Source organism: Acidaminococcus hominis, assembly GCF_022484025.1.
In the GTDB taxonomy this organism is placed as follows: domain Bacteria; phylum Bacillota; class Negativicutes; order Acidaminococcales; family Acidaminococcaceae; genus Acidaminococcus; species Acidaminococcus hominis.
In genome coordinates, this window is sequence record NZ_JAKVMG010000001.1 from 1,293,160 (window position 1) to 1,317,829 (window position 24,670).

The window sequence follows — 24,670 nt, forward strand, 5'->3', positions numbered from 1 at the left end:
TTCTAAAATTTTTTCACCGGAACTTGTGCAGAAATACCAGGTAGTACCGGAAATGGTCGTTCTTACCAATGGGCAGAATCCGGGCCACCAAATGCCGGGGCTCCAATTCTCCCGGACAGGTATACCGGAAGGAAATCAAATGGCCGCTGTCCGGCCGGCCGTCTGCCCGATGGAAGGCCGTAAGCAGGTCCTGTCCCGGTTCATCGGTCAGAATGTTGTCCACCACGCTCAGGGAAGGATCCTGGGGGGACCGCCCCACCAGCCGGTAGTACGCCCGGTTCATCTGGCGCATCCGGATTTGGCTGTCATCATTTTTCACGGAAATAATGGCCATGGGCCCAATAATATCGTTGAGCCGGGCCTCGCTGATGATATTCTCCGCCAGCAGGTGGTACACCGTCAGCGTTCCTACGTTCAGGCTCAGCATGGACTGGTCCTTGGGCGGCTGGGTCAGCCCCGGCGTTGCCAGCAGTCTCCGGAAAGCCCGGCATTCCAGCGGCCGGTACCAGTAGAAGCCCTGGGCGCAGCCGCCGCCCTGCCGGATCACCATCTGGGCCTGCTCCGCGGTTTCAATGCCAGCCACGTTGACAATCAGCCCCTGGCGTTCGGCCAAGTTCATCAGACTTTCCAGCACCTTCTGCTTATACTCTTCCGAAATATCCTGGCGCTGGTTCCAGCTGAACTTTACCCCCCGCACCTTCAAGGTGGGCAGTACCTGGAGGGAATCATATTCCATGCCAAACTGGTCCATGACCGTAAAGACCCCTTCATCGTACATATTGTCCACGCAGCTGTGGACCAGGGAGTTGCGCCGGTAATCCCGCTCCTTGATTTCTAAAATCAACAGCTCATAGGGCAGGTCATACTTCTCCAATAGCTGCCGAATCAGCCGGGGGACGTTTCCCAAATAGAAATCCTTGGCATTGACGTTCACAGCCAGCGGAATGGGTTTCCGCCCCTTGTCCAGCAGTTCCCGCTGGAGCTTACAGGCTTCTTCCCACAGATAGGAATCCAGTTGGAAAATAAAGGCGTCCTGTTCCATTTCGTCCAGGAAATGGGACGGTTCCAGAATCACCCCGCCCCGAATCCACCGGGCCAGCAGCTCTGCCCCGATAATCTTATTGGTCTGGGGATTCACAATGGGCTGCAAAAACGGCGTAAATTCTCCCTTGGCCATAGCTTCCACAAACAGGCTTTCTTCCTTATTGGTGCTGCGGCAGATCAGCCGATGCTGGCTCTTTTCATTGTACATCTGCTGGTCCGCAGCCCGGAGCACCGCATCAAAGCCCTTGCGCACATCAGGGGCCCAATACAGGCCCATGGAATTGTTCAGGTTCCGCTCCGCCAAATGCCGGCGAATCTGCTGGCCCAGGGCGTAGAAAGCGTCTTTGGACAGGCCCTGCCACACCACCACAAACTCGTCCCCGCCTATGCGGAATACCGTGCCCCCAAACCGGTAGCGCATCAGAGCCTCTGCCATATCGCACAGCAGCCGGTCCCCCCAGCTGTGGCCCATCTGATCGTTGACCTGTTTCAGGTTATCCAGGTCCGCAAACAGCACCCCAATACTTTCTTCCGGATCAATGGTCTGGCTGTACCGGTCAAAGGCATTCCGGTTCAGGGCCCCAGTCATCTGGTCAATGGAACTGTTGGCCCGGAGGTGGTACACCGAGTTCCGATTGGCAAACATCATGATCAGGGACGTCTTCAAATGGCTCACCAGCATCCGGGTAGGTCTCATCCGGTCCCGGGGCACGTTTTCCAGGCATACCACGCACAGCCGCCGGTGGTTGAAATAAATGGGCAGCGCCGCCAGGCTCTTGAGCCCATAGGAAGTCAGCACCGCCAGCGCTTTTTCATCTTCGCACGGGCACCGGGACAAATCACTGATAAACACACTGCCGTATTTCGCAAACAGGCCATCAATGGTCTCTCGCAGTGCTGCGTAATCCCGCTGGGGAACCGTCCGCTCCCCCACCCCGGCCTCGCCGCTGGTACTCCAATAATACGGGGCATGGGAATCCCCTTCAAAAATAAACACTTTTTCTGCCTGGGAAAACAGTCCCAAATACCGCAGAAAATGCAGGAAAATCTGGTCTGGATCTTCCTGTTTCATGGCCCGGCGGACAATCCGCTGGAGCAGCCGCAGGGTATTCTGTTTTTCCAATTCGTATTTCAAATGGGTAAACCGTGCCCGGATCAGGTCATCCTCCGCCGGCAGGGAAATCACGTCCACTGCACCCAGGGAGAACGCTTCTTCCTGTTCTTTCGCACTGGCATTTTCCAACAGCAGAGCCACCGGAATATGGTGACACACCGGATCTGTGTGCATCCGGCGCAGGGCGTCAAGCCCCCGCCCCTGGGTGGGTGCCAGAATAATAGCATCCACCCGGCGTTCCTGGTGAAGCCGCGCCAGGGCAGACGCAGCATCGGACTCTGTCAGAAAGCGAAAATTCTCCTGCAGCAGCCCTTTCAGCCAGGCTTGGCGCCGATCATCGGCCACCAATAATAAACGAATAGTATTCCCTCTCATCCTTGTAACCTCACTCGGTTGGTACGCAGAGCCGCCCAGCGGGCACCCCTGCCGTTTTCATGGTTTCTGCCCGTTTCCCCACAAAACAGGCGCTGCTATCCTACTTAGCTTGCTTGTTACAGCTTTCTCTCTAAATCTATTCTCAGACAGGCTTTTCCAGCCCTGCCGCCATTTCTTTTTTGTCTTTCTCTTTGCCCAGCAGTGCCTGGCATTTCCTGCTGCATTCCGCCAAACTTTCGTCGTAAGGCTGGGGCCGTCCCAGCAAATAGCCTTGGGCCAGCTCGCAGTGTTCCCGGCGGAAGAAGTCCAATTCCTCCTCCGTCTCCAGACCTTCACCCAGGGTCCGAATCCCCAGGGCATGGTTCATGGCCAGCACTGCCGCCAGGATTTTCTGGGCCTTCACCGTAAAGGGCTCCAGAAACATCCGGTCCAGTTTCACCACGTCAAAATCGTGAGTTTTCAAGGTATTCAAGGAAGAATACCCGCTGCCGAAGTCGTCCATCCACACCTGGTACCCAGCCCGGCGCAGCCGTTCCATTTCCTCCGTCATGCGAAGGCCCTGGTCCAGCAGCAGACTTTCGGTAATTTCCACCTGGAGCATATTGCGGGGCACCCCGTACTTCAGGGTATTTTCTTCCAGCACCTCATAGGCATCGCACAGGAAGAAGTCCAGCCGGGACAGGTTTATCGAAACCGGGTACACCGGCTTTCCGGCCTCCACCCGCTGCCGGTACTCCCGGCAAACAGAGGCAATCATATGCCGGTCCAGCTTGTCAATCTGCTGGGAATCCTCCAGCGAACCGATAAAGTCCGCCGGCATCAGCAGCCACCGCTCCGGATCGATCCACCGGGCCAGGGCTTCAAAGCCCACGGGCTCCAGGGTGTCCAACCGCACCACCGGCTGGTAGTAGGGCCGAATCCAGCCCTTTTGTACCGCTTCGTCAATATGTCCCACCACATAGCTGCGGATGGCCATACGGCCGGCCATAAGGTCGGTCCATTCATAGAAATAGGTGTCCAACCGTCCCCGGATGCTTTCGCAGGCCATCCTGGCCCGGTCCAGCGCCTGGTGCAGATCTTCCCGGGGATCCATAATCCGGTAGCCTCCAAAGTGGAAGGCCACCACCCGGTCGGAATATTCCTGCCGGAGAATCTCCCGGACCTCCTGGACCCGGTCCCGGACCCGGAGAGCATCCGTCAGGATGGCGAACCGGTCGTCCGCAATGCAAAAGACAAAATCATTGGCAAAGACCTGCTGCAGCACCGCGGCACAGCGGGCAATCAGCTGATTTCCTGCCTCTATGCCGTACTTGATGTTGTACAGCTTGAACCGCTCCACATTAAAGAAAATCAGATTCAGGGCCGGCATGGCCATCCCTTCCTGATACATCTCCAAAAATTGGCTGGCATAGGACAAAAAGCGCCGGGTGCCGGTCATGGCATCCTGCTCCACCCCGGTTTCTGACATGGGCAGGCTGAAGCCATAGTGCAGCCGTTCTCCCTCCGGTGTCACCACCAGCCGGTCCACCGCATCTACGTGGCGGATCCGGCCCTTTTTGGTGACCACCGTATACCGCATCCGGTAGTACAGCTCCCGGCCCTTTTCCTCCTTCTGGAGGCGCTGGCGCAGGCTTTCCCGGTCTTCCGGCCGTACCATGGTGTACATATTGTCAGCCAGATATTCCCGCAGCTCTTCTTCACTTGCACAATCGTAGAAGGCCACCATATACGGGTTCACATACAGGAGTTCCCCGGTTTCCCGGGAAATGACCACGCCCCCCGGCATGCAGTCCAAGCCCTGGGCGATGGCAATACCCCTTTTGTTTTCCTTATCTGTCATGTCTCTTCCTCCGCAGCTTCAGGTAACAGCAACAGCGGCAGCAGCCCTGTTGTGCGTACAATGTCTGCTACAAGATTCCAGGAAAAGCCGCTTTTCTGCTTGCTTTTATCCTGTAGTTGTACAATATCCCTGTGGATGGCTGCCCGCACTCCTTTCTATCCTGGCAAGCCCTAGAATGAGACCCTGAAGGGCTCAACAAATCCCTTTGCAATTATTTTATCAGGATTATAATATACTATATTTTATCCAAAAAGAAAAGTCGATTTTCATTGTTGGCAAGTGCCCTCAAGCCGCACACTGCCTTCTTGTACGTTTATTTCAAACCTGCTTTCCGCAGCTGCTGCAGCCGCTTTTGGCAAGCCGTAATACTGTCCTCATAGGGCAATGGCACCCCTAACAGATACCCCTGCACAAGCTCGCAGCCCTGGGCCCGGAAAAATTCCAGCTGCTCCCGGTTCTCCACCCCTTCTCCCAGGGAACGAATGCACAAAAGCCGGGTCATCTCCAGCACATTTTCCAGGATTTTCTTTCCCCGCTCCGTAAAGGGCCTGAGAAATTCCTTGTCCAGCTTCATCAGGTCAAAATTGCAGCTTTTCAGGGTATGCAGGGACGAATAGCCGCTGCCAAAATCGTCCATCCACACCTGGTAGCCCGCTTCCCGGAACCGGTTCACTTCTTCGGCCATCCGACCTTCCTGCCCTACCAGCAGAGTTTCAGTGATTTCCACCCGAAGCATATTCCGGGGCACCCGGTACTCTTTTACATATTTTTCCAGGGTGGCAAAGGCATTAATCAGGAAAAAGTCCAGCCGGGACAGGTTTAACGATACCGGATACACCGGCTTGCCGGCGTCCACCCGCTGCCGGTACTCCCGGCACACGCAGCGGATCATCTGCTGATCCAGCTTGTCGATTTGGTGGGACGTTTCCAAAGGCCCAATAAAGGCATCGGGCAAAAGCGTTCCCCAGCTGGGTTCCTGCCAGCGGGCCAGAGCTTCAAACCCGACCAGTTCCAAGGTTTTGGCCCGGACCAGGGGCTGATAATACGGCCGAATCCAGTCCTTCTCCACCGCCTCATCAATGTGGCTCACCACATAGCGGCGAATCTGCACCTTTTCCCGGACAGGAGCCGTAGCTTCCTGGTAAAACTCCTCCGGCTTTTCCCGCAGGTTGTCGCAGGCCGTTTCCGCCCACAGCAGAGAACGGTACATATCATCCCCGCCCATCCTGGGCAGGTAGCTGCCAAAGTAGAACATCACCACCTGGTCAGGATATTCTTCCCGCATTTTGGCATGGGCCTGCTGGATTTTTTCTTCCAGCTGCTTCACCGGCGCCAAAAGGGCAAACCGTTCCTCCGATAAATTGAACAGAAAGGTTTCGGAAAAAACTTCCTGAAGAATGGCCGCGCAGCGGCTGATCAGTTTTTCCGTAGCTGCTGCCCCATACTTCAGGGAGTAGATCTTATAATGGTCCACATGAAAGGCCACCACCGCCAGGTTGGGATTTTTCCCTCCCTGCTGCATCAGCGCCGGCAGCTGCCTGGCATAGTCAAAAAACTTCCGTACCCCGGGCAGGGCGTCCTGATTCAGTACCGGATCATCCCCCGGCACATTGAAAATATAATGGAGCCGCCTTCCTGAGGCTTCCACCACCAGGTAGTCCAGGGCATCCACGTAGCGCAGCCGCCCGATGCGGGTCTTCACGGCGTAGCGGATATGCTGAAAAGTGCTTGTGCCTTCCCGGAACTGCTTCATCACCTGGAACAGCTCCCGCCGTTCTTCCGGCCGGACCATCCCGGTAAGCACGCCCCCCGTCAGCTGACGAAACTCTGCCTCAGTGGCACAGTCCATAAACTCAATTACATATTTATTTACGTATAAAATACTGCCTTCCGGATCCTCCACGCAGATGAGAACACCCCCGGGTAAATGATCCAGACAGCTGGCCAGCAGCTCTTTTTTGTTTTTTTCTTGCTCGCTTGCATTCATAGCAATTCTCCTCAATAGACAAAGGGGCCGCAATATAGTATGGCCAGCGCAAAAACCTTCTTGCCCGCGAGCCTTCTGCAAGTAGTTGCAGAAAAGAATAGTTTTAACTCTGTTAGCATATACTATACACTGATTTCAATATAAAAGAAAGACCTTATAGTAAAAATAACCGGCTTATTCCGGCCTACCGCCGGTACTTGTGCAGCAGTACCAGATAATACCGATACTCCTGATTTTTCACAATAGGAATAATTTTGGCTGCCAGGTGCTTGCGCTCCTGAGTCCGGGGCACCCGGTAATAGAAGGAAATGACGTGCCCCTTGCTCAGCCGCTTGTCCGCTTTCCGGAAAGCGCTGACCAGGGTCTCTCCCCGCCGGTCCAAAGGGATATCCGGCAGCTGGGAATTTTCCGGGCTCATGGCGTCCTGGCCCAACAGGTTATAGTAGGCCTGGTTTACCTGACGCACCCGCACGACGCTGTCATCGTTTTTCACCGACACAATGGCCATGGGGCCAATCAAATTGTTCAGCTTGGTTTCGCTGAGAATATTCTCGTTCAGCAGACTGTACACGGTCAGGCTGCCCACATTGTGTTCCATCAGCAGCCGTTCCATATTCTGCACCATATCCGCCTTGCCCAAAAGAGCCTGGAAGGATTGGGGGCTCATCGGATGATACCAGTAGAACCCTTGGGCGCAGTTGCACCCCTTCTTGACCAGAAACTCGTCCTGTTCGCTAGTTTCAATTCCCGTCACCACCGCCAGAAGCCGGTAGCGCTCCGCCAGATTCAGCATACTGCTGATAATCTGCTGCTTGTAGTCTTCGCCAATATCCAGCCGCAGATGGTAACTGAATTTCACGCCCCGGATTTTCAGGCTGCCCAGGGTTTGCAGGGAATCGTACTCCAGCCCGAACTCGTCCAAAAAAACAACCAGCCCTGCGTCATATAGGGCATCTGCCCCGCTGCGCACCAAAGGATCCGACCGGTATTCCGCTTCCCGGATTTCAAAAAATATTTCCCTGCGGGTAAGCCCGTATTTTTGCAGCAGCTTCTGGATGGTTCCGGGTACATCGCCCTGAGAAAAATCCCGGGCGTGGATGTTCACAGATAAAGCCAGCGGCCGAATCCCCTGATTCAGCAGCTGCCGCTGGTACCTGCACACCTGTTCCCAAATATACTGGTCCAGCTGGAAGATAAAGGACGTTTTGGCCATATCCTCCAGGAACTGTACCGGTTCCAGCACCACCCCGCCCCGGACCCACCGGGCCAGCGCTTCGCCGCCGATTACCTTCCGGTTCTGGGGATTCACCACCGGCTGAATGCCAAAGGTAAATTCCCCCTTTTGCAGGGCCTGCTCAAAGGGCTTTACCAGCGTGTCCGGGCTTTCCGCTTGGGCCTTCCGCTGCTGCTTGTTGGCATACATTTTTTGGTCCGCCTGCCGCAGAATGGCTTCAAACCCCTGGGCCGGATCCGGCGCCCAGGTAAAGCCCAAGGACAGCTGCAGCTTCCGTTCTGCCAGCTGCCGTTCCAGCCGCCGGCCAATGTCCTGGAAGTCCTTTTCCGTCAGGCCCTGCCACAAGATGACAAATTCGTCCCCGCCAATGCGGAACACGTTGCCCCCATGGCGGAACCGCAGCAGGGCTTCTGCTGCATCGCAGATCAGCCGGTCCCCCCAGTCATGGCCCTGTTCATCGTTTACCCGCTTCAAATTGTCCACATCGGCAAACATGACCCCCAGGCTCTTTTCCGGTTCCAAAGAAGTACTCACCCGGTCAAAAGCATTCCGATTCAGGGTCCCCGTCATCTGGTCCACCGCACTGTTGGCCCGGAGATGGAACACCGTATTCCGGTTGGCAAACAGCATGATCAGCGGCGTAATGGCCTGCTCCAGCAGCCGGCGCATTTCCCGGATCCGGTTTTCCGGCACATTCTCCAGGGAGATGACGCACAGCCGCCGATTACGAAATTCCACCGGAAACGCCACCAGATTCCGTATGCCCAGCTTCCGGAACAGTTGCTGGGTCTCCCTGCGGCCCTGGGCCACCTGGCTCGTATCCTCAATGGCCAGACTGCCGTACTGGGCAAACAAAGCTTCCATGGTCTTTTCCATGGCCTTAAAATCCTGGGGTGCCACGCTTCTCAGCCGGGTGGTCAGGTTATCCTTCCGGAACCAGGCGTAAGGAGCCCGGGAGTGCCCTTCAAAAATAAAAGCTCGCTCCGCCCCCGTCATCAGCCCCACATACCGCAAAAAGCAGTGGAAGGACTGCTCCGGGTCTTCCTGCTTCATGGCCCGCCGCACCAGCTTCTGGAGCAGCTCGCTGTTTTTCTTACTTTCCAAAGCGTAGCGCAAATGGGCAAACCGGGCCTGGACAAAAGGGTCCCCCATGGGCAGGGGCATTACATCAAACGCTCCAAAGGAGAAACTCTCCTCCATTTTCTGGGAGCTGGCCTGCTGCACCACAAATAATACGGGAATCCGATGGTACTCCGGATCGTCGTGGAGCTGCTGAAAGTCCTGGAGCGCTTGTCCCGGCGCCAGCACCACCACAATGGCATCAATATGATTTTCCTGACAGAGCAGTTCTGCGGCCTGGGCCCCGGTATCCGCTTCCACAATGGTAAACTGATCCCGGATCAGCTCCGCCAGTTCCCGGCGTTTGGGACTATCCCCCACCGCCAGCAATTTAAATTTTTTCTTTGCCATACTCTCCATCCCTTCCCAGGCAGCCCTGGAACTGGTTCCGGCCAGGGGGAAGGGAATTCCTTCCCTGCTCGGCCGCACTCCCCTTAAAGACGAAAATCCCCGTTGTCTATAGCAAGCGTACCCTTTGCCAACGTTTCGTGATTCTATTTATAGGTTTGCCATGCATCCATTACATCCAAAAACACCCCGTCAAAGCCAGCGTTCAGAATCTGGTCCAAATAGGCCCCGTCGCTGCCGTACAGCAGGTGCTTCCACTCCGGCCGCCAGTACTTCACCCGGTAGCTTCCCGGCCAGTCCGGGTTGGGTTTGCCCACCCAGTCCGGAGGCTTGGTCTTCCAGTCAGGCTGCCAGTAGGGCCGGTAGTCCGCCGCCTCCCCTACGCTCAGATAGCACAACACCAGCCGCCGCCCGCCCTGGGGCTTGTCCTGGAGCATGGCCGTTTCTGCCGGAGTCAGCGGTTTATCCCCGTAATACAAATCCACCACCACTGCGTCGTAGGGCGTCTTTTGCAGGGCAGTCAAATAGTCCAGCCGAGTCGCAAAATTTTCCGGATTCAGCAGGAACAGAAAATTCTCTGCGTCCTGCACCCTGCGGATGTCCCGGCTGCTTACCCGGGGCACCTGTCCCTGGGGCAGCTGGGCCAGATTTCTATCCCCTACGGCCATGCTTACATAGCCGTTTTTGTGCCCCAGGGCCTCATCCTTTTCCTGCAGCTCCGGGTCCGGTATATAATCCAGGGTCCACACCGCCTTCCCCGCCTTCTGGGGCAGGGCGAATACCCCTTTTAGGAATTCCAGCATGGACTTCTCCTGGGGCTGGGGTCCCTGGTCACTTTCTGTATAAAATACGGATTCCGTGAGAAAGCCGTCCAAAGCTTGGACCAGCTTGTCCACATTTTCCTTGGGGTTGTCCGGCGTTACCTCCAAAAGGCCCGCCGCCCCGTTGCCCACCAGCTGGAAGCCGGGCCGCTTTGCCTTGGCATACTGCCCCAGTTCTCCCGCCAGCTGGATCATTTCCGTTTGGGGATTCACCGGGTTTGCCGCTTCCGGCGCCACCGCTGCTTCCCCGCAGCCCGCTGTGAAGGTCAGGAGACCTCCCAGCAGCCAGCCTAAAATTTTCTTACGCATACCTTCTCCTTTTAGAAGGACTGGTTCAGGGTGCACAGCACCTTCCAGCCCCGATAGGAACCGCCACGGTCATCCTTCCGACGGAACCGTTCCCCGTCCAGACTTAGACGATTTTTGGCGCCCAGCTGCCAGCTAAAGCCCAGCAGCAGGGAATAGTATTTATAGGCACCGCTGTTGAGTTCCAGCCGCAGCGGATCCCAGTTGGACGTCACATCTTTATACCCCGCCAGGATATGCCATTCCTGCCGCTCATTCATATGGTGCAGCCAACCGGCCCCGGCACTGAGCCGGTGTACCGCCTGATTCCGGTAGCCCCAGCCGGCACTGACCAGGTTCCAAATGCCGTACAGGGACAGTTCGTCCCGCTTTGTAATTTGGTCATTGTAGAACCAGCTCAGCTCCCAATCGTCCCCTTCCCGGTAGTGCAGCCGGCTGTCCCGGCCCCAGAATTCCCGGGTTACAGTTTGGGTGCCCCCTTCGCCGCCCTGGGGGCCGCCCTTACCGTTATGCAGCGTCCTGGGCACTTCCACTTCCCGCAGCTCACTGAAAATGGTGTCCTGGTAGGAGCTCTCCGCATGGCTGTGGACCACCCCCAAACGGTATTGGGTTTTGGGCCCTGCATGGAGGTAGCTGACCTCCTGCTGGAAAGCATTCCCCGGGTCCACCTGGGCCCCCGGCACTTCCTTGGAATAGTCGTAGCTCCGGCGGAGCGTGTACTGGACGCTGGCCGCCAGACTGTCCCGCTCCGTAAAGTGGTGGATCAGTTCAAGGCCCGGGGTCACCTGGAACCCTGCACCAAAATCCGTCATCCGGGCCAAATCATTTCCCACCACGGCATTTTGGTAGATGGCACTCTGCCCCGTAGGCAGATTAAACAGCAGCTGGTAGCGGACGCTGTTTTGCTTGTGGTCATTGCGCAGTTCGGCACTCAGCTGGGTATCCGCCCAGCCCGACACGCTGCCGTGGCTCTTATGGGTATCCGATTGCACATAGCCCGTAGAAAGGCCAATATCCACCCGGTGGCCGCTAATCCGTCCTGCCTGGTAAAAATTCAAGGGAATAAACAGCTGATGCCCGGATTCCCGGCCCTTCCAGCTGTCAAATTCCACGCCGGTCTGCCAGCCCGCCCCTTCCCCAAAATGGGCCAGGGCGTAGTCCGCCCGCTGCCGCTCCTTCAGGGCGCTGCGGGCCCAGTTCTCCGCGTCGTCCAGCCATTTGGCCGCTTCGGAATCGTAGGCCTGGGCTTCTGCCTCGTCTTTTTCCGCCTGCTGCTTTTCCACCGTCAGTTCCACGGCCTGCTGCTGGTAGTCCCGGACCTGTTCCCGGGCATCCCGCTCGGCGTCTTCCGCCTGCTCCCGGGCATCCGTCAAAGCGTCCAGCTGCTGCTGGAGCGCATCCAGTCTCTGGTCCGCTGCATCCAAAGCCTCGCTGGCCGCATCCATCTGCTGGGCCAAGCGGTCCAGTTCTGCCTGGGCTTCCTGCTCCGCCGCATCCTCCTGCCCGTTCAGCTTGTCCAGGGCATCGTTCACCATATCTTCTGCGTCCAACAGCCGGTTCTGTTCATAATTTACGGCAGTCAGCGCCTGCTTTACCAAAGCTTCTTTTTGGGCGTCCTCCGCCCGGAGGGCCTCCGTATCCCGGTTCTCCACGGCCTTTTCCTTGGCCTCGTAGGCCGCTTCCCGTTCCTTGGCAGCCGCCTCCTTGGCATCCCGGTCCGCCTGGGCCGCCTGCACGGCCGGGGTAAACTGCACCACCGCCCGCTGGGCCGCCAGCGCCGCGTGGGTCCGCTTGGCACTTTCTGCCTGGGCCTTTTGCAGGGCGGCTTCCGTTTCTGCCAGGGCTTTTTTCACCGCGTTCAAATTGGCCAGCACCTGTCCCAGGTTCACTGCCGCTTCCCGGCGGCCTTTCTGGGCCTCAGCAAGACCTGCCCTGGCCTGTTCCAAATCCACCCGAGCCCGTTTCACATCGGCCTGGGCCTGGTGATAATACCGGATTTCCTCCCGGGATTGGCGCAGGCTGTCCAGTTGGGACCGGACATCGTGGAGCACATCCCGGGAGGCCGCAAACCCCAGGGCCGGCACGCCCCAGGTTCCAAGCCCCGTAATCACCGCCAGAAGGCCCGCTGCTTTCCGCTTCGTTTGCTGGTTCACAAGGACCCTCCTTTCTGGGATTCCTTCACCCCATAGAGTTTATCCCGCAAATGGGTCATAAACGAAACCCTGGGCCGGTAAAACATGGGCTGGCCGCAGAAAATATAATAATTCAGCCGGTCCGCAAAATGGTCCAGGCTGTGCAGCCCGTAGAACAGGGCAAGGCCGCTGGACAGGAAGAAGGTAAAGCCGTAGCTGCTCTCCCCAAACAGGGCAATGCCCCCCAGCCCCAGTACCAGGGTACCCAGAAAGTACAGCCCCATCAACCGCAGGGCCTGCTCCTGGGCATCAAAGTACAGGAACAGGATGCTGATGACTTCCGTAACCCCGGTAAAATACGCCGCCATCAGAAGAATATCATACAAATTGGCTGCCTCAAAATCCACGTTGGCCAGAGTCAGCACATAGGTTCCCCCGGCCAAAGCCAGCAGGGTAAACAGGAACTGGAAGCCCATGAGCTTGCGCAGTTCAAACCACATGGTAAACAGCAGGGTCTGCCGGCCATCCTCAATATCCCGATAATTGCCCTTATGGATAATGGCATCAAAATAAATGGCGTACCGGTCGTAAAATTCCGTTTCTGCAGATACCACAAACATGGTTCTAAGGGGCAGAATGGACAAAAAGGCATAGCAGGTAATGATGTCGTACACCGGGGCAAACCGGTAGGTTCCTCCCACCACCGTGCCCCAGGAACCCTGCCAAATCATCAGGTTGGGGAGAAACAGCCCCAGGGAATAAGCCATGGCCTCCAGGAACACCTTCCAATGCTGGTCCAAAATGGAGAGAAACCAGAACACCCGGCCCTGCCGGGGCGGTCCAAAATAATCGTACAAAGCCAGGTAGAAGGTCAGCACAATCATGCCCATGCCCACATCCACTCCAGCCACGCCGCAGCGGGCAGCCGGCAGCTCTCCGCCGGTTAGCAAAACCCCGGTGACCAATACCCCTGCCACTGCCCCTGCCAGATAGCCCAGCACCAGCCCCTTAAACTGGCGCACCGCCGTCAGGTACACCCCCTGGCTCCAAATCAGCAGCATCTCACTGAAAAACAGGTATCCCAGCACCTTGTCCACCCAGGGAAGGGGACTGGGCAAATAGAACAAAAAGGCCGCAAGGGCCCCCAGTCCCAAAAGCAGGGCGTTGATACCAAACAGGGACGCCGTAATGTCCCCGTACCGCTTTTCACTAAGACAATCCGCCAGATACCGGGTCTGCGCCGTCACAAACCCACTGGACAGAATCTGGGAAAACACAAAGGCGTACACCGTAGTACCGATAAACAGCAGGGATTCGGACTGGGGCACCTGGGCCTTGGCAAACAGCCCCTGGATGGTCAGCATCATCCCCGCCAGCAGGATAAACGGCCCTGTGGTAATCACCAAAGAGGCAGAATACGCCTTCAGCTTCCCGGTAGCGGTCCGGGCCTTGAACAGTTTTTTTAATTCGAAGCCAACGCCTGCCATGATGCTCCCAGCTCTCCTTCCTCCCGGTAAATCCGGCGATATGAATCAATAAAATGCTCGTAGGTATAGCCCCGGAGGGTTCTTTCGTACCCGGCCTGGGCCATTTGGTGCCGCAGGGGGAAGTTCCGGGCCAGCCGGAGAATTTCCCGGGCCATAGCCTCAAAATCCAAAGGCGGCACCACAATCCCTGCATCCCCCAGGGTATCCTGGCTGTCCCCGTAGATTAGTTCCCGGCAGCAGCCCACATCCGTGGTCACAAAGAGCCGATGGGCGGCAAAGCCTTCCAGTACCGACAGCGGCTGCCCCTCGCTGATGCTGGACAGCACCAGAATATCCATTTTGGGCAGGTATTCCGTTACCTGGATGGACCCGGTAAAGGTCACCGCTTCCGTAATCCCCAGCAGCTCCGCTGTGTTCAGGCACAGCTGGGCATATTCCGGGTCTTCTTCCATATTTCCCATCACGTACAAATGGGTGTCCGGCATATCCTGGTGCACCAGGAAAAATGCCCGCAGCAGGGTCAGGATATCCTTAATGGGCACCACCCGCACTACTGCCCCCACATTGATGGTGCCCCCGTGGTCCGTCAGTTCCGGAATGGGCGCAAACCGCTCCATATGGATGCCGTTGGGCACAATGGCAATTTTCTTAGGGTCACAGCCCAGTTCCTTTTCAATCTGCCCGTTATGCTCAAACAGGGTGAACACATGGTCCGCCTTTTCGTAGGCCAGCTTGGCCAGGTTGTAGAAATACCGGATCCACACGGACTTGAAATCCGTCTTGGCCCAGTCGCTTTTGATGATTTCCGCTTCCCGCTCCCGGGAATAGATGCCGTGCTCGGTAATCATAAAAGGCTTGTGGTACACCGCCGCCCCAATGCCCCCCAGCACGCCGCAGTAGCCCGTAGCCACACTGTGGTAGACGTCCGCTTCCGGCAGCTCCTGCTGGAGCAGGTAGAAAAGGGGCAGCAGCATGGACCGCAGGGTCCAGAAAAATTCCGTAAAGGGCAGGTAATCGTACCGCTCCGCATAAATTTTCCGGATAACCTGGAAAAAGTCCCCGGTCATAAAAATATCCAACGGACTTTCCCAGTGCTTGTTCCGGAAAATATCCACCAGCCCGTCCAGGTTGATGGGCTGGTCCCCCTTGACCAGTTCCTCCAGCACCTGCTGCTGGGCTTCTGTCAGGGCGTGTTCCTGCATGGTCCCTGCCTTCAGGTTCAGGATTTCGTCCAGGAACACCTCCTGGATACCCACGCAGTTTTGCGGCAGCTTGTACTTGTAGTGTCCCCGGTCCTTGGCTTCCGCCCCAATGGAGTACACCACAAACTCATATTCCGGCAGCCCTTCCATGAGCATCTGCACCCAGGAAGAAACGCCCCCTACCACATAGGGGTAGGACCCTTCGGTCAAAAGGCAAATTCTCATGGCTTCTCCTTTCTAGTTTTTCCAGTAGATCCGGGCCACCGGATCCGTCACTTCCACAAAATACACCCCGTCCTCCACCTTGTTCACCCGGCAGCCCTGGACATGGTCCAAGGTTCGCTGGGAACGCAGCAGGAAGCGGGCCGACCGGATATAGTTCCGGCAATGGAGCACCAGCATTTCAGGAGACCGCTCCACCCGGTAATCCAAATCGTAATACGTGTCAAAATAGGGCAGGCTTTCCGACACCGTTACCGCCTTCAGTCAGGGATAGCGCTGGGACAGCTCCCGGACAAAGTCCTCCAGACTGTCGTGCATCTGTTTCCAGGACAGCTTGGCACTTTCCTCGTAGAACATTTCGTCCGGATGGATAAAATGGTTGAAGACCCCCAGGTCATTGATGGCGCTGATCTCCCCGTAGACGGCGGACTGGTCCGGCACATACCCTGAGGAAATCCGGGGAATATCGTAATACCCGCCCCGTTCCCGGCGAAAGTCCTGGTAATAGGCGTGCTCGTCCGCCGGCCCATCATACAGGGACGCAAAAATCTTCAGTTCCGGGAACACTTTTTTCAGGGCGTCCTTGCCCATGGGGCTAAGAATATTGGAAGGCGGCACGTAAACTTCAAAACTATATTCCGGATAGGCCTGGTACACATACCGGCGCAGCTCCGTTAGGGCTGCCTGGATATCTTCTTCGCTGGTCCAGGGCACGTAGTCCGGCTCATGGTCCTGGTAGCCCGGAGGCACCAGAGGCTGGTGATTGTACCCGTGCAGGCCCATTTCCCCGCCCATGTTCAGCAGATCGTGGCCATAGACCACCAGCGCGTCCCGGGCATTCCGGCCGTTTTGCGGGTCAAAGGGCGGATGCACCCGGTCATTGTAGCTTTCAATAATGACCCCGGTAAACTTGATTTTTTCCCGCTGGGCCAGCTGCTTCATAAACGGCCACCAGGCCTTCCGGTAAAAGTCCGAGGTGGACAGTCCCGTTTCCTGGTAGATTTTTTCATAGTAGCCCTCCGGCACCGGTGCCGGGAAATCGTCGATAAAGAAAATCTTTACCCCCACCACCGGATATAGGGTGTCCGTACCGCAGTGGGCCAGCATGGCCATCAGGATTCCCCGGTTGGACTTGTCCTCCCGTTCCACCCCGTTGTAGAAATACATTTCTCCCTGGCCCAGGGGTTCCTGCCACACCAGGGGCACGCTGCCGCTCCGGTCGGTGATATGGACCACCGCCTCCGGGCCCAATTCCACAGGCAGTACATAGGTATTGTAGGACCGGCCGGTGACAATTTCTTCACCCTTGGCCCCAATGAGAAAATTGGTGCGCATGGATAGGCCCGTCACGCTTTGGGGCTTTCCGTTCCCCTTGAGGCCTGTTATGCCCAGCTGCCGCAGGGTTTCCGGGGCCAGGGGCTTATCCCCGCCCAGTTCCAGCTGCTGGAGCACCACCAGCGTTCCCCCCTGCTGCACATATTGCAGGATCTGGGGCAGGGCCGCAACGGCCCCCAGCCGGCCAGTAGTTACCACAACCCCCTGGGTATCCTGGGGAATGGCCATGCTTTGCCGCAGGTCCACACTCTCAAAATGTTTCTTTTTGGCCTGGAGGGTCCGTTCTGCATTGTGCCGGCAGAACATACTCCGGACACTGGTGGGATCATAAATGACGATATAGTTTTCTACCGGCAGATTTTCCACCTGGCTCCAATCCACCTGCACCGGCAGATTTTCAATCCGGCGGAACTTGTTGGCCGCCGGGTTCAGGTGCAGGAAGCCGTCCAGCCGGGTATATTGGAAAAAGCACCCCAAAAGGACCACCACAAAAAACAGTGCGTAAATTCCCCGCTTATTCATGGTGCACCTCCCGGTCCCAGTACCGCAGCACCTTCAGAGCCTCCGGCGACAGCGCCTTGGGCAGTGCCTTCAGTTCCTGGATGCAGGCCTGGAGCGCTTCCGGCTCCCGTTTGGCCTGGTGCAGGCGGATTTCCATCAAAATGGGCCGCTCGTCGTCCGGGTGACTTTCCCTGAAGCTCCGGCACACCGCTGCCGCCTCCTCCATTCTGTGCTGGGCCAAAAGGGCCTTGATTTCTTCTTCGTAGTAAATGGATTTTTCCGGCATTTTCTGGGCCAGCACCTCCAGTACCCGGATATAGGCTTCCTGCTGCCGGGCCCGGGTAGCTGCATCTCCGTAGCCGCTGGACAAAAACCGCTTCAGGCACCCAGCGTACCGGTCCATCAGTTCATGGTTGTCGGGAGCTGCCGTCTTTAGCTGTTCTTCCAGTTGGTGGATTTTCTCCCCCAGGCTTTCCATTTTGGCCGTCAGCAGGGACACGGCATAATAGGCAATTTCCCGATCCTCATCCTGAATGGCCCGGCGCAAAATGGCCTGGTTGGTGACCACATCCTGCTTGATAGAATCCGTAAAAAGCTGCCGCTTCAGCTGGGAATTACCCAGCAGATACACATCATTTAACGGCACCATATTCCCGTTGTAGTCCCGGTCCCCCAGGGCAAAGTCCGTCCCCGGGTCCCGGTCTTCCAGGGTATGGCCCCCGTTGATGCCAAAAAAGGTGGAAAATAGCTGTACCAGGGTAAGCAGCACCACGCCGGCCACGGGCACCAGCAAAACAATCAGCAGTTCTGCCAGCTTCTGGTACCGGTTCTTGCCGGACCAGTGCAGATAGCCCCCGTACAGGACTGCCGTCAGGGCATAAAGGCCCCCAAACAGTTCACTCCCGGTCATAGGATATCCCTGCTTTCTCCCGTCCTGAGGCCAGCCTTTTCCAGGCGGTCCCGCACCAGCTTCAGGGTAGCCTCGGTACAGTCCGGCAGCAGTACCCAGGCTTTGTTTTCCCACAGGCCAATAAAGTCCTCGGCCCGGATTTTTCCTTCCAGCAGGGTATCCAGCTGTTCGTAGTCCCCGCCCTGGGGCGCCGCCACCTCCAGCAACTTGATGGCATAATCCCGCTGGAGCTCCCGGCGCTTCCGGTATTCTTCCCGGATTTTGGCAAATTCTGCTTCCTTGAGAATGCGAGTTCCTGGCAGGCACCGAGCTTTTTGGGTTTCCAGTTCCCAGGCATAGGCCCGGGCCAAAGAAGACGACACCAGCCGGGCCGTAATGGAAAGCAGATTCTGCTGGTACAGGCTCCACTGGTCAAAATTCAGGTCGTACACCTGGATTACTGCCCAAACCTGCCCCTGATACAAAATGGGAGCCGCCAGGTCTGGAGCATTGGCGCTGAGCTCCCGGTTCACAAACAGGCTCTTGCCGGCCAGTACGGACTTCAAATATGGATAATCCGCCACCTTCAGGGACCGGGACTGCTTCAGCGTGTCCTGCCCCACCCGCACCTTTTGGCGCAGATACTGCCGGTTGTGGCTCACCACGTAGATGATCACATTCTCCACGTTCAAAATCTCCGCCGTTACCACCGCCGTCTGGGTGTACAGGTTTTCCGGTTCCGCCGAATCCAGTTTCTGCAAAATATAGTACAGCCGGCCAATACTGTCGTCTGAGTTGACGATTTGCCGGTACAGCTGGTCCTTTACCTGGACATTTTCTTCAAACAAATTCCGTAAAAAGGCATACTTCTCCTGGTCGTGCTTTTCCTGCCACTTGGCCGCCGCCAGCTTAAAGTTTTCTTCTTCCCGAAAGTATGCCGTTACCATCCCCACAAAGGCATAGGATACCAGATGGATCAAATGCTGGGGCAGGTACAGCAGCGTCAGCAGGGTGGAATCCAGCACCAACATCCGCCGGGCAAAAATCAAAACAGAAAACAATACCGCAATCAGCGCCTGTCGCTGGCCGTAGAGAAGCCCCATCACGGCAATATATACATAGCACAAATCAAAACCCGTCAGGCTGCTTACCGTGTCCCCCTGGAGATACTGGAACCCCAGCATCAGGAGCGCTCCGGCCACATTTTCCGCATAGGGCAGCCGCTCCTGGTTGAATCGGTCCTGCCAGGAATGGTGCTGCCGTTTTTCTGCGTTCTCCTGTTCCAGCCGCAGCGCTTCCTGCAAGCTGGCATAAATGCTCTGCAGCCCCGTCTTTAACGGCTGCTTTGCCCGCCAGCCAATTTCCCGGGCTGCCCGGTCACTGTTCAGCTGGGCCTGGCCGTAGGGCTGGAACTGGTCCGGGTCCACCTTGGGCAGGTACGGTACAAAGGTAGCGGCCAATTGGCAAAACTGGTCATAGGTCAGTCCCTGGCCCGTACCCAAATGCAGCAGGTCGCCCTGATAATCCCGCTGGAGCAGCTGGATAATCCCGTAAAACAGATCCTGGGTGGCCAAAAAATCCCGGGGATATTCCTGGTCACACCGGGGCATCAGGGTATTGCCTGCCACCGCCCGGAAAAAGCTTCCGATAAAGCCACTCTGGGCCCGCTTGCCCGGCCCGTACACCTCCGGCACCCGCAAAATCGTCAGTTTCAGCTTGCTGTATTTTTTCCAGGCCAGTGCCAGCGCTTCCAGCCGGGCCAGCAGCTGTCCATGCTCCTCTGCCGGGTTGGGTGCCAGTTCTTCCGTGGCATCTTGGGTTCCCGGGGCAAACACCTCAGCCCCGGAAATCAGGAGAATCCGGTCCACCTTGCTTTTTTCTGCCAGGGACAGGATTCTTTCCAGATGGGCAGCCGTATCCGGTCCCTGTGCCGCCTGGAGATTCACCAAAAGCAGATTGGGTTTCTGGACCTGAAAGACCTGGGCGGCCCCCTCCTCCATTACGTCCACCTGATACGTCCGTGCCCCTTCATATGTTCCCGGGTTCTTACCCAGAAACAGCACCTGCCAATTTTCCTTCTGAAACAAATTGGAAAGGTTCAGGGCCACCGTTTCCCGCATTCCAATGCACAATACCGTTCTGCGCCTAGCTGCCGTCATGGACCCGCCTCCTTTCCTTTATCACCAGTTCAGTGCCCAAAAGGGCCCCTGTTTTTTTCCTTGCCGGCATTTTCCCACCAGCCGTTTTCCCTTAGCTCCTTTCGTCAGTCCCCTGGATTTTAGGAATATTTTTCAGGAGACTCACTAAGAGAAACGGCATTCCTGTATTTTAGCAACAAACATTCGTTATATTATACTTCTAATCATTCTACCATAGTTGACTAGGAGTTGGCCAATTCTTTTAACGCTATCCCCTGCCAAAAAGAATAAAAAGCGAAAGAAATTCCTTCTTTCCAAATAAAAACGTCAGGGAAAAATGCTTCCATTTTTTCCCTGACGCGTTCTTCTTTAATTACACAGCTGGTGGCTCCAGCCCAAATCATGCCACTGTTCTTCCACCTGCTGGGCCACTTCCTGGCACAAAGCATTGCCGCAGTGCAGCGCCGCATGGACCAGGTCTTCCCCCACTCCGGGGAAGCCATACAGCTGTCCCACTACCATAGCCAGCTGCATATAGGCCAGTTCCAGCTCCAATTCGTCGCCGCCCGGCTGCACCCTTCCCGCTGCCAGGGCTTCTAACGGCAGTGCCTTTTCGTACAGCCCCGTCAGCTCCTGATTGTTCAGCTGGTCCGTGGTTAACGCATAGGACAGCAGTTCCACATTCCCCAGCGGGTCTTCCCGCACCAGCTTTTCCGCCGCCGGGTGGTAGGGCAGTTCCAGGGCCCGGGCCAGTTCAAACCCTTCCCCCTGCTCCATGGCCTTGATTACCACTTCCGCACAGGCGAAGGTGGTCAAAAGCTTGCCGCCCTTGGTGACCAGCCCCGTCATGCCCGGCTGGTCCTTGTGCTGCTCCCCGAACTGGACCACATGCCAAATGGTCTGGTATTCCTTCCAGCTGAGCTTCCGTTCCAGGGCCTGTTCCAAATAATGGTTCAGCAGCCCCAAGGGATCCGGCCACTCCGAAATCCCCGGAATGGGCTCATCCTGGAGCAGCCCTTCAACCAATACGCTGGCCCCCCGGAAGGCTGCTTCCGAAATTTTCTCGGCCTGGCGCAGCACCTCATCCAGCTTCACATCCGTGGCAATCATGAGAGCCGTATATTCCGGGTTCACATCGTTGTCCCAGCCCTGTTCCAACATCCAGTGCTGTACCTCCGCAGGCTCCGGATCCAGCACTTCCATGGCAAAAATCCGGCCCCAGCCATACACGTGCTGAATCAGCTCAAAAATCATTTCCTGGGAATCATCCCACTGGACCATATTCCGCAGGGCAAACAGCGTGAATTCATTGCATTGGGCCAGGTCCAAAATCTGGCGGCCCACTTCCATATCGTATTCCGAAGGATAGTATTCCAGCAGGGTAAGAGCAAACTTCACCAGCTCAATCCGGTCCGTTTCCACTAACAGATGCTTGGCAAAATAAATCAGGTCGCCTACCACAGCCTGATCCTGCTGGCCGATGAACTCGTGGACCATGCCCACCAAAGGATTCATCAGCTCCTCATCTTCGTCAAAGAAGGCATTCAGGGCTTTCAGGGCTTCTCCAAACTGCTTGTCCCGCAGCTTTTCCAAAATCTCCAGCAGTTCCTGGCTGGTCTCTTCTCCCGGATCCGGTCCCGTCAGGTTGCCCTCCATAAAACCATCGGCATACACCAGTTTTTCCCCTGGACTGCGCCGATGGGCCCGCAGGGAAAACTCCCGAGGCAGCTTCAGATTGGGGTCCAAATTGTGTTCAATTACTTCATAAATGGAAGGGCTTGGCAGATTCATTACTTTTTCCGTCATCCGAGTTCTCCTTTTGGTTCAGCAGAGTTTCCAGTCCTAGCGATAGGAACTCATAGAAACTCCAATTTCAATGTTTTTATCGTCATAGCCAGAAGCACCCAGAAAAATCTTCAGTACATCCTGATGATTCTTCATCTCGTTTTTCGGCCCGATGACAATCCGTTTGATACAGTCCGCCGCAAAGGGCATCTCCGTATAGGAAATGATTTGATCCCGCTCACCCCGGAACCGGATCTGCTGATAGGCTTTTTCATTCTGCTTTACCATGTTCCCGTTCTCATCTTTCAGGAGAATGGGCAGCCACAGTGCCCGCAGTTCCCGCTCAAATTGAAAGCTGTCGTTTTTGCAGTAGTAGCGCAGGGAAGAAAAAGCCGCATCATCTGCAATGGCCCGGCGAATTTCCGGCCCGGTGAAATGTCTTCCCCGGGTCAGCCGCATCCGGATCCAGTTCTTGGCCAAAGGCATAAACCGTTCCGTATGGGCCTCGTTCATGTAGATGACTTCCTTCAAAAAATACTTGTTGGGGAAATCCGCATTCAAATGCACGCTGTGGGTATCGAAGTTCATCTTGGAGGGCGCAAACCCAATGGCAAAGCCCCGGCCATCGTCCGCATAGGAACGCCATTGGGGCAGCAAATCCCCTTCCGAAGAAAAGCACCCCAGAAAAATAAAGCAGGCCGAATGGTGATAATACAAGTCCCTGGCCTGGGCCATCTGGTCCTGGGCCACTTCTCCGTCCCGTACCAGCTCTGCCAAAGCCCGTTCAAACACCGGATCCAGCATCTGATTCTCCCAGGCGTCATTGGTAAATGAAGCCTCTGTCAGCCACAGATTTCGGTTCTTCATAATATTCATAAATCCATCTACAGAACAATAGTGGTAGATGATTCGATCTTCCGCAATGGGTGACATAGTTCAGGCTTCCTTTCTACACGATTCCAGCATAGATTTTATCATATTTTCCCCTGGATAAAAAGGAATCCCGCCGGATTTGTTGACGCAGAAAGCAGAGTTTTGGGCAAAGCAAAAAGACGTACCGTTTTCTAGATACTAGAAAGCGCTACGTCTGTTCTATATTTCAGCTAGGCTCGGGCTTCGCTGCCTGCAAAGGGGGAACCAGTTTCCCCTGCATCAATTTCTTATACACTTCCACCCCGGGCTGATCATAGGCATCTACATTGGCCAGCTCCCCTTCGTAGCCAATGCTCAGCATCAGGAAGTAGAACAGCTGCCCCAAATAATATTCGTTGAGGAGCGGCAGGGAAATCAGTCCGCTTGGCCGGTTGTCCCCGGCCAGGGCCTCCTGGTTGGCCTCCAGGGCCGCCTTCAGGGCCTTCCCCACATCCAGCCCTTCGTACCGATTGTACTCCGGGATTTCCGGGAAAGGATTGTGCAGGGCAATCTTGTCCTGGCGATTCTCCACAAACAGGAACTGCACCACCTTGTCCCGGCGCCCGTCCTGGTGGAGCTGGGTCTGGGCGTGCATATCCGTGGTGCCAATGGCCACCACCGGCGTCCGGCCGTAGAACACCGTCTCCCCGTTCCGGTTCTGCCGTTTTCCCAGGGATTCCGAGAGCAGCTGCACATACCATTCCCCCAGGGCCTTCAGCCGCATCACGTAGGGCATGAAAATCTCCACCGGACAGCCGTGATTTTTGGCCGCCGCATACTTCAGCACCGCATTGCACAGGGCCGGATTATCCCACACGGTGCTTTTCTGGCACCACTGGTCCATATCCCGGGCGCCCTGGAGCAATTTCTCCAGATTCATGCCCAGCACCGCTGCGGTCAAAAGCCCCGGGGTGGACAGCACGCTGAACCGTCCCCCCACACCCTCCGGCACGTCAAAAAGCGGCCACTGGTGCTCCGCCGCCAGCCGGTTGAGGGGCCCGTTTGCTGCCCGGGCGTCCGTCACCACTGCGCCTCCCACCTGAAACAGCTGCGCCTCCCGGTGCAGCGCAGCCCAGAAATGGAGAAAGGCCGCCGTGGTCTCCAGGGTGGTTCCCGACTTGGAAATGGGCAGCAGCAGTACCCGGTACGCCCGGTGTTCCGTTACCTGCAAAAGCCGGGCTGCCAGCACCAGCCGCTCATAGACCCGTTCCAAATCTTCCGCATCCAGGTTGTTGCCGCTAAAGAAAATTTCCGGTTCCCGGCCCTTTTCCTCCCGGGGCCAATAGGCGCTGGCGTGACAATCATACAGCACCTTACCCCCCAGATAGGAGCCCCCTACCCCGCAAAAAACCACCGCATCGTACTTTTGCCGCACCCCCCGGCCAAAGTCCTTCAGTTTCCGGAGCAGCTCCGGGGTATTGGGGTGCCCCTCTGCCACATAGGGCAGCCAGGCATAGTACACCGGCTCCGGGGACCCATCCTTGGACAAATGCCCCTTGGCCAAACCCGCTTGCCGCAACTGTGCCAGCCCTTCCGCCGCCTGCTGCACCCGCTCTTTTAACTGCTCTAGCTCCTCAGCGTCAATGCGGCCTTCCCCCACAAGCCTAGACACATCAAACACAAAACCAGAAGGCAGCGTAAACCGTTTACATTCCTCCATAAAAATCCCTTCCCCCAGCCATATTCGTTATTGTTACTATATCATCTAATATCCCTGCCGAAAAGAGGAAAGTGCCCAACCCTGCAAAACCCTGCAAATTTTGCACCAGTTGGAACAAAGTACCGGGGAATCTTTAGCAAAGTAAAGCAAAGAAAAGTTTGTACGCAACAAAAAAGACCTGGAAAATGAACGTTCATTTTCCAAGCCTTTTCCCTTAAC

Annotated in this window: 16 protein-coding genes; all 16 read right to left on the reverse strand. The window is 56.4% G+C overall.

The features are described 5' to 3' along the window. Positions 1–13: 13 nt before the first annotated feature. Entirely contained in the window at positions 14–2,503 is a 2,490-nt protein-coding gene (locus LKE88_RS05755) for a GGDEF domain-containing response regulator (protein ID WP_276803018.1), read from the reverse strand. A gap of 172 nt (positions 2,504–2,675) precedes the next feature. Beyond that, positions 2,676–4,373: a sensor domain-containing phosphodiesterase gene (locus LKE88_RS05760; protein ID WP_270441402.1), complete on the reverse strand. Its 1,698-nt coding sequence runs from the start codon at positions 4,371–4,373 to the stop codon at positions 2,676–2,678. A gap of 313 nt (positions 4,374–4,686) precedes the next feature. Next, positions 4,687–6,360 carry a GGDEF domain-containing phosphodiesterase gene (locus LKE88_RS05765; RefSeq protein ID WP_276803019.1) on the reverse strand — a complete coding sequence of 558 codons (1,674 nt, stop codon included), beginning with the start codon at positions 6,358–6,360 and terminating at the stop codon, positions 4,687–4,689. A gap of 184 nt (positions 6,361–6,544) precedes the next feature. Next, positions 6,545–9,064 (reverse strand): GGDEF domain-containing response regulator, encoded by a 2,520-nt coding sequence (locus LKE88_RS05770; protein WP_276803021.1) that lies wholly within the window; start codon positions 9,062–9,064, stop codon positions 6,545–6,547. 143 nt (positions 9,065–9,207) lie between these two features. Further along, the gene (locus tag LKE88_RS05775) at positions 9,208–10,191 is read right to left on the reverse strand and encodes an endo alpha-1,4 polygalactosaminidase (RefSeq protein ID WP_105326003.1); all 984 of its coding nucleotides are present in this window, start codon (positions 10,189–10,191) and stop codon (positions 9,208–9,210) included. Positions 10,192–10,202: 11 nt separating this feature from the next. Beyond that, positions 10,203–12,341: a peroxidase gene (locus LKE88_RS05780; RefSeq protein WP_105326004.1), complete on the reverse strand. Its 2,139-nt coding sequence runs from the start codon at positions 12,339–12,341 to the stop codon at positions 10,203–10,205. Then, on the reverse strand, positions 12,338–13,807 hold the full coding sequence (pelG, locus tag LKE88_RS05785; RefSeq protein WP_118287040.1) for an exopolysaccharide Pel transporter PelG: 1,470 nt from the start codon (positions 13,805–13,807) through the stop codon (positions 12,338–12,340). Before pelG ends, LKE88_RS05780 begins: the two co-directional genes overlap by 4 nt. Further along, positions 13,783–15,234: a GT4 family glycosyltransferase PelF gene (gene pelF / locus LKE88_RS05790; RefSeq protein WP_118287041.1), complete on the reverse strand. Its 1,452-nt coding sequence runs from the start codon at positions 15,232–15,234 to the stop codon at positions 13,783–13,785. The genes pelG and pelF overlap by 25 nt, the downstream gene beginning before the upstream one ends. Before the next feature lie 12 nt (positions 15,235–15,246). After that, entirely contained in the window at positions 15,247–15,480 is a 234-nt protein-coding gene (locus tag LKE88_RS05795) for a hypothetical protein (RefSeq protein WP_276803026.1), read from the reverse strand. Between the two features lie 15 nt (positions 15,481–15,495). Beyond that, positions 15,496–17,088 (reverse strand): DUF2194 domain-containing protein, encoded by a 1,593-nt coding sequence (locus tag LKE88_RS05800; protein ID WP_276803027.1) that lies wholly within the window; start codon positions 17,086–17,088, stop codon positions 15,496–15,498. Next, complete coding sequence (locus LKE88_RS05805) at positions 17,081–17,977, reverse strand: tetratricopeptide repeat protein (protein ID WP_118287043.1); 897 nt, start codon at positions 17,975–17,977, stop codon at positions 17,081–17,083. Before LKE88_RS05805 ends, LKE88_RS05800 begins: the two co-directional genes overlap by 8 nt. Beyond that, positions 17,974–20,115 carry an NAD-dependent epimerase/dehydratase family protein gene (locus LKE88_RS05810; protein WP_276803029.1) on the reverse strand — a complete coding sequence of 714 codons (2,142 nt, stop codon included), beginning with the start codon at positions 20,113–20,115 and terminating at the stop codon, positions 17,974–17,976. The genes LKE88_RS05805 and LKE88_RS05810 overlap by 4 nt, the downstream gene beginning before the upstream one ends. 221 nt (positions 20,116–20,336) lie before the next feature. Further along, positions 20,337–20,498, reverse strand: coding sequence for a hypothetical protein (locus tag LKE88_RS05815; RefSeq protein WP_160101811.1), 162 nt, complete (start codon positions 20,496–20,498; stop codon positions 20,337–20,339). Further along, positions 20,464–21,900 (reverse strand): hypothetical protein, encoded by a 1,437-nt coding sequence (locus LKE88_RS05820; RefSeq protein ID WP_118287045.1) that lies wholly within the window; start codon positions 21,898–21,900, stop codon positions 20,464–20,466. The genes LKE88_RS05815 and LKE88_RS05820 overlap by 35 nt, the downstream gene beginning before the upstream one ends. Before the next feature lie 36 nt (positions 21,901–21,936). Then, positions 21,937–22,812 (reverse strand): DUF2971 domain-containing protein, encoded by an 876-nt coding sequence (locus tag LKE88_RS05825; protein ID WP_105326010.1) that lies wholly within the window; start codon positions 22,810–22,812, stop codon positions 21,937–21,939. Positions 22,813–22,978: 166 nt separating this feature from the next. Further along, on the reverse strand, positions 22,979–24,451 hold the full coding sequence (locus tag LKE88_RS05830; protein WP_118287047.1) for a phosphoglucose isomerase-related protein: 1,473 nt from the start codon (positions 24,449–24,451) through the stop codon (positions 22,979–22,981). Positions 24,452–24,670: the final 219 nt, after the last annotated feature.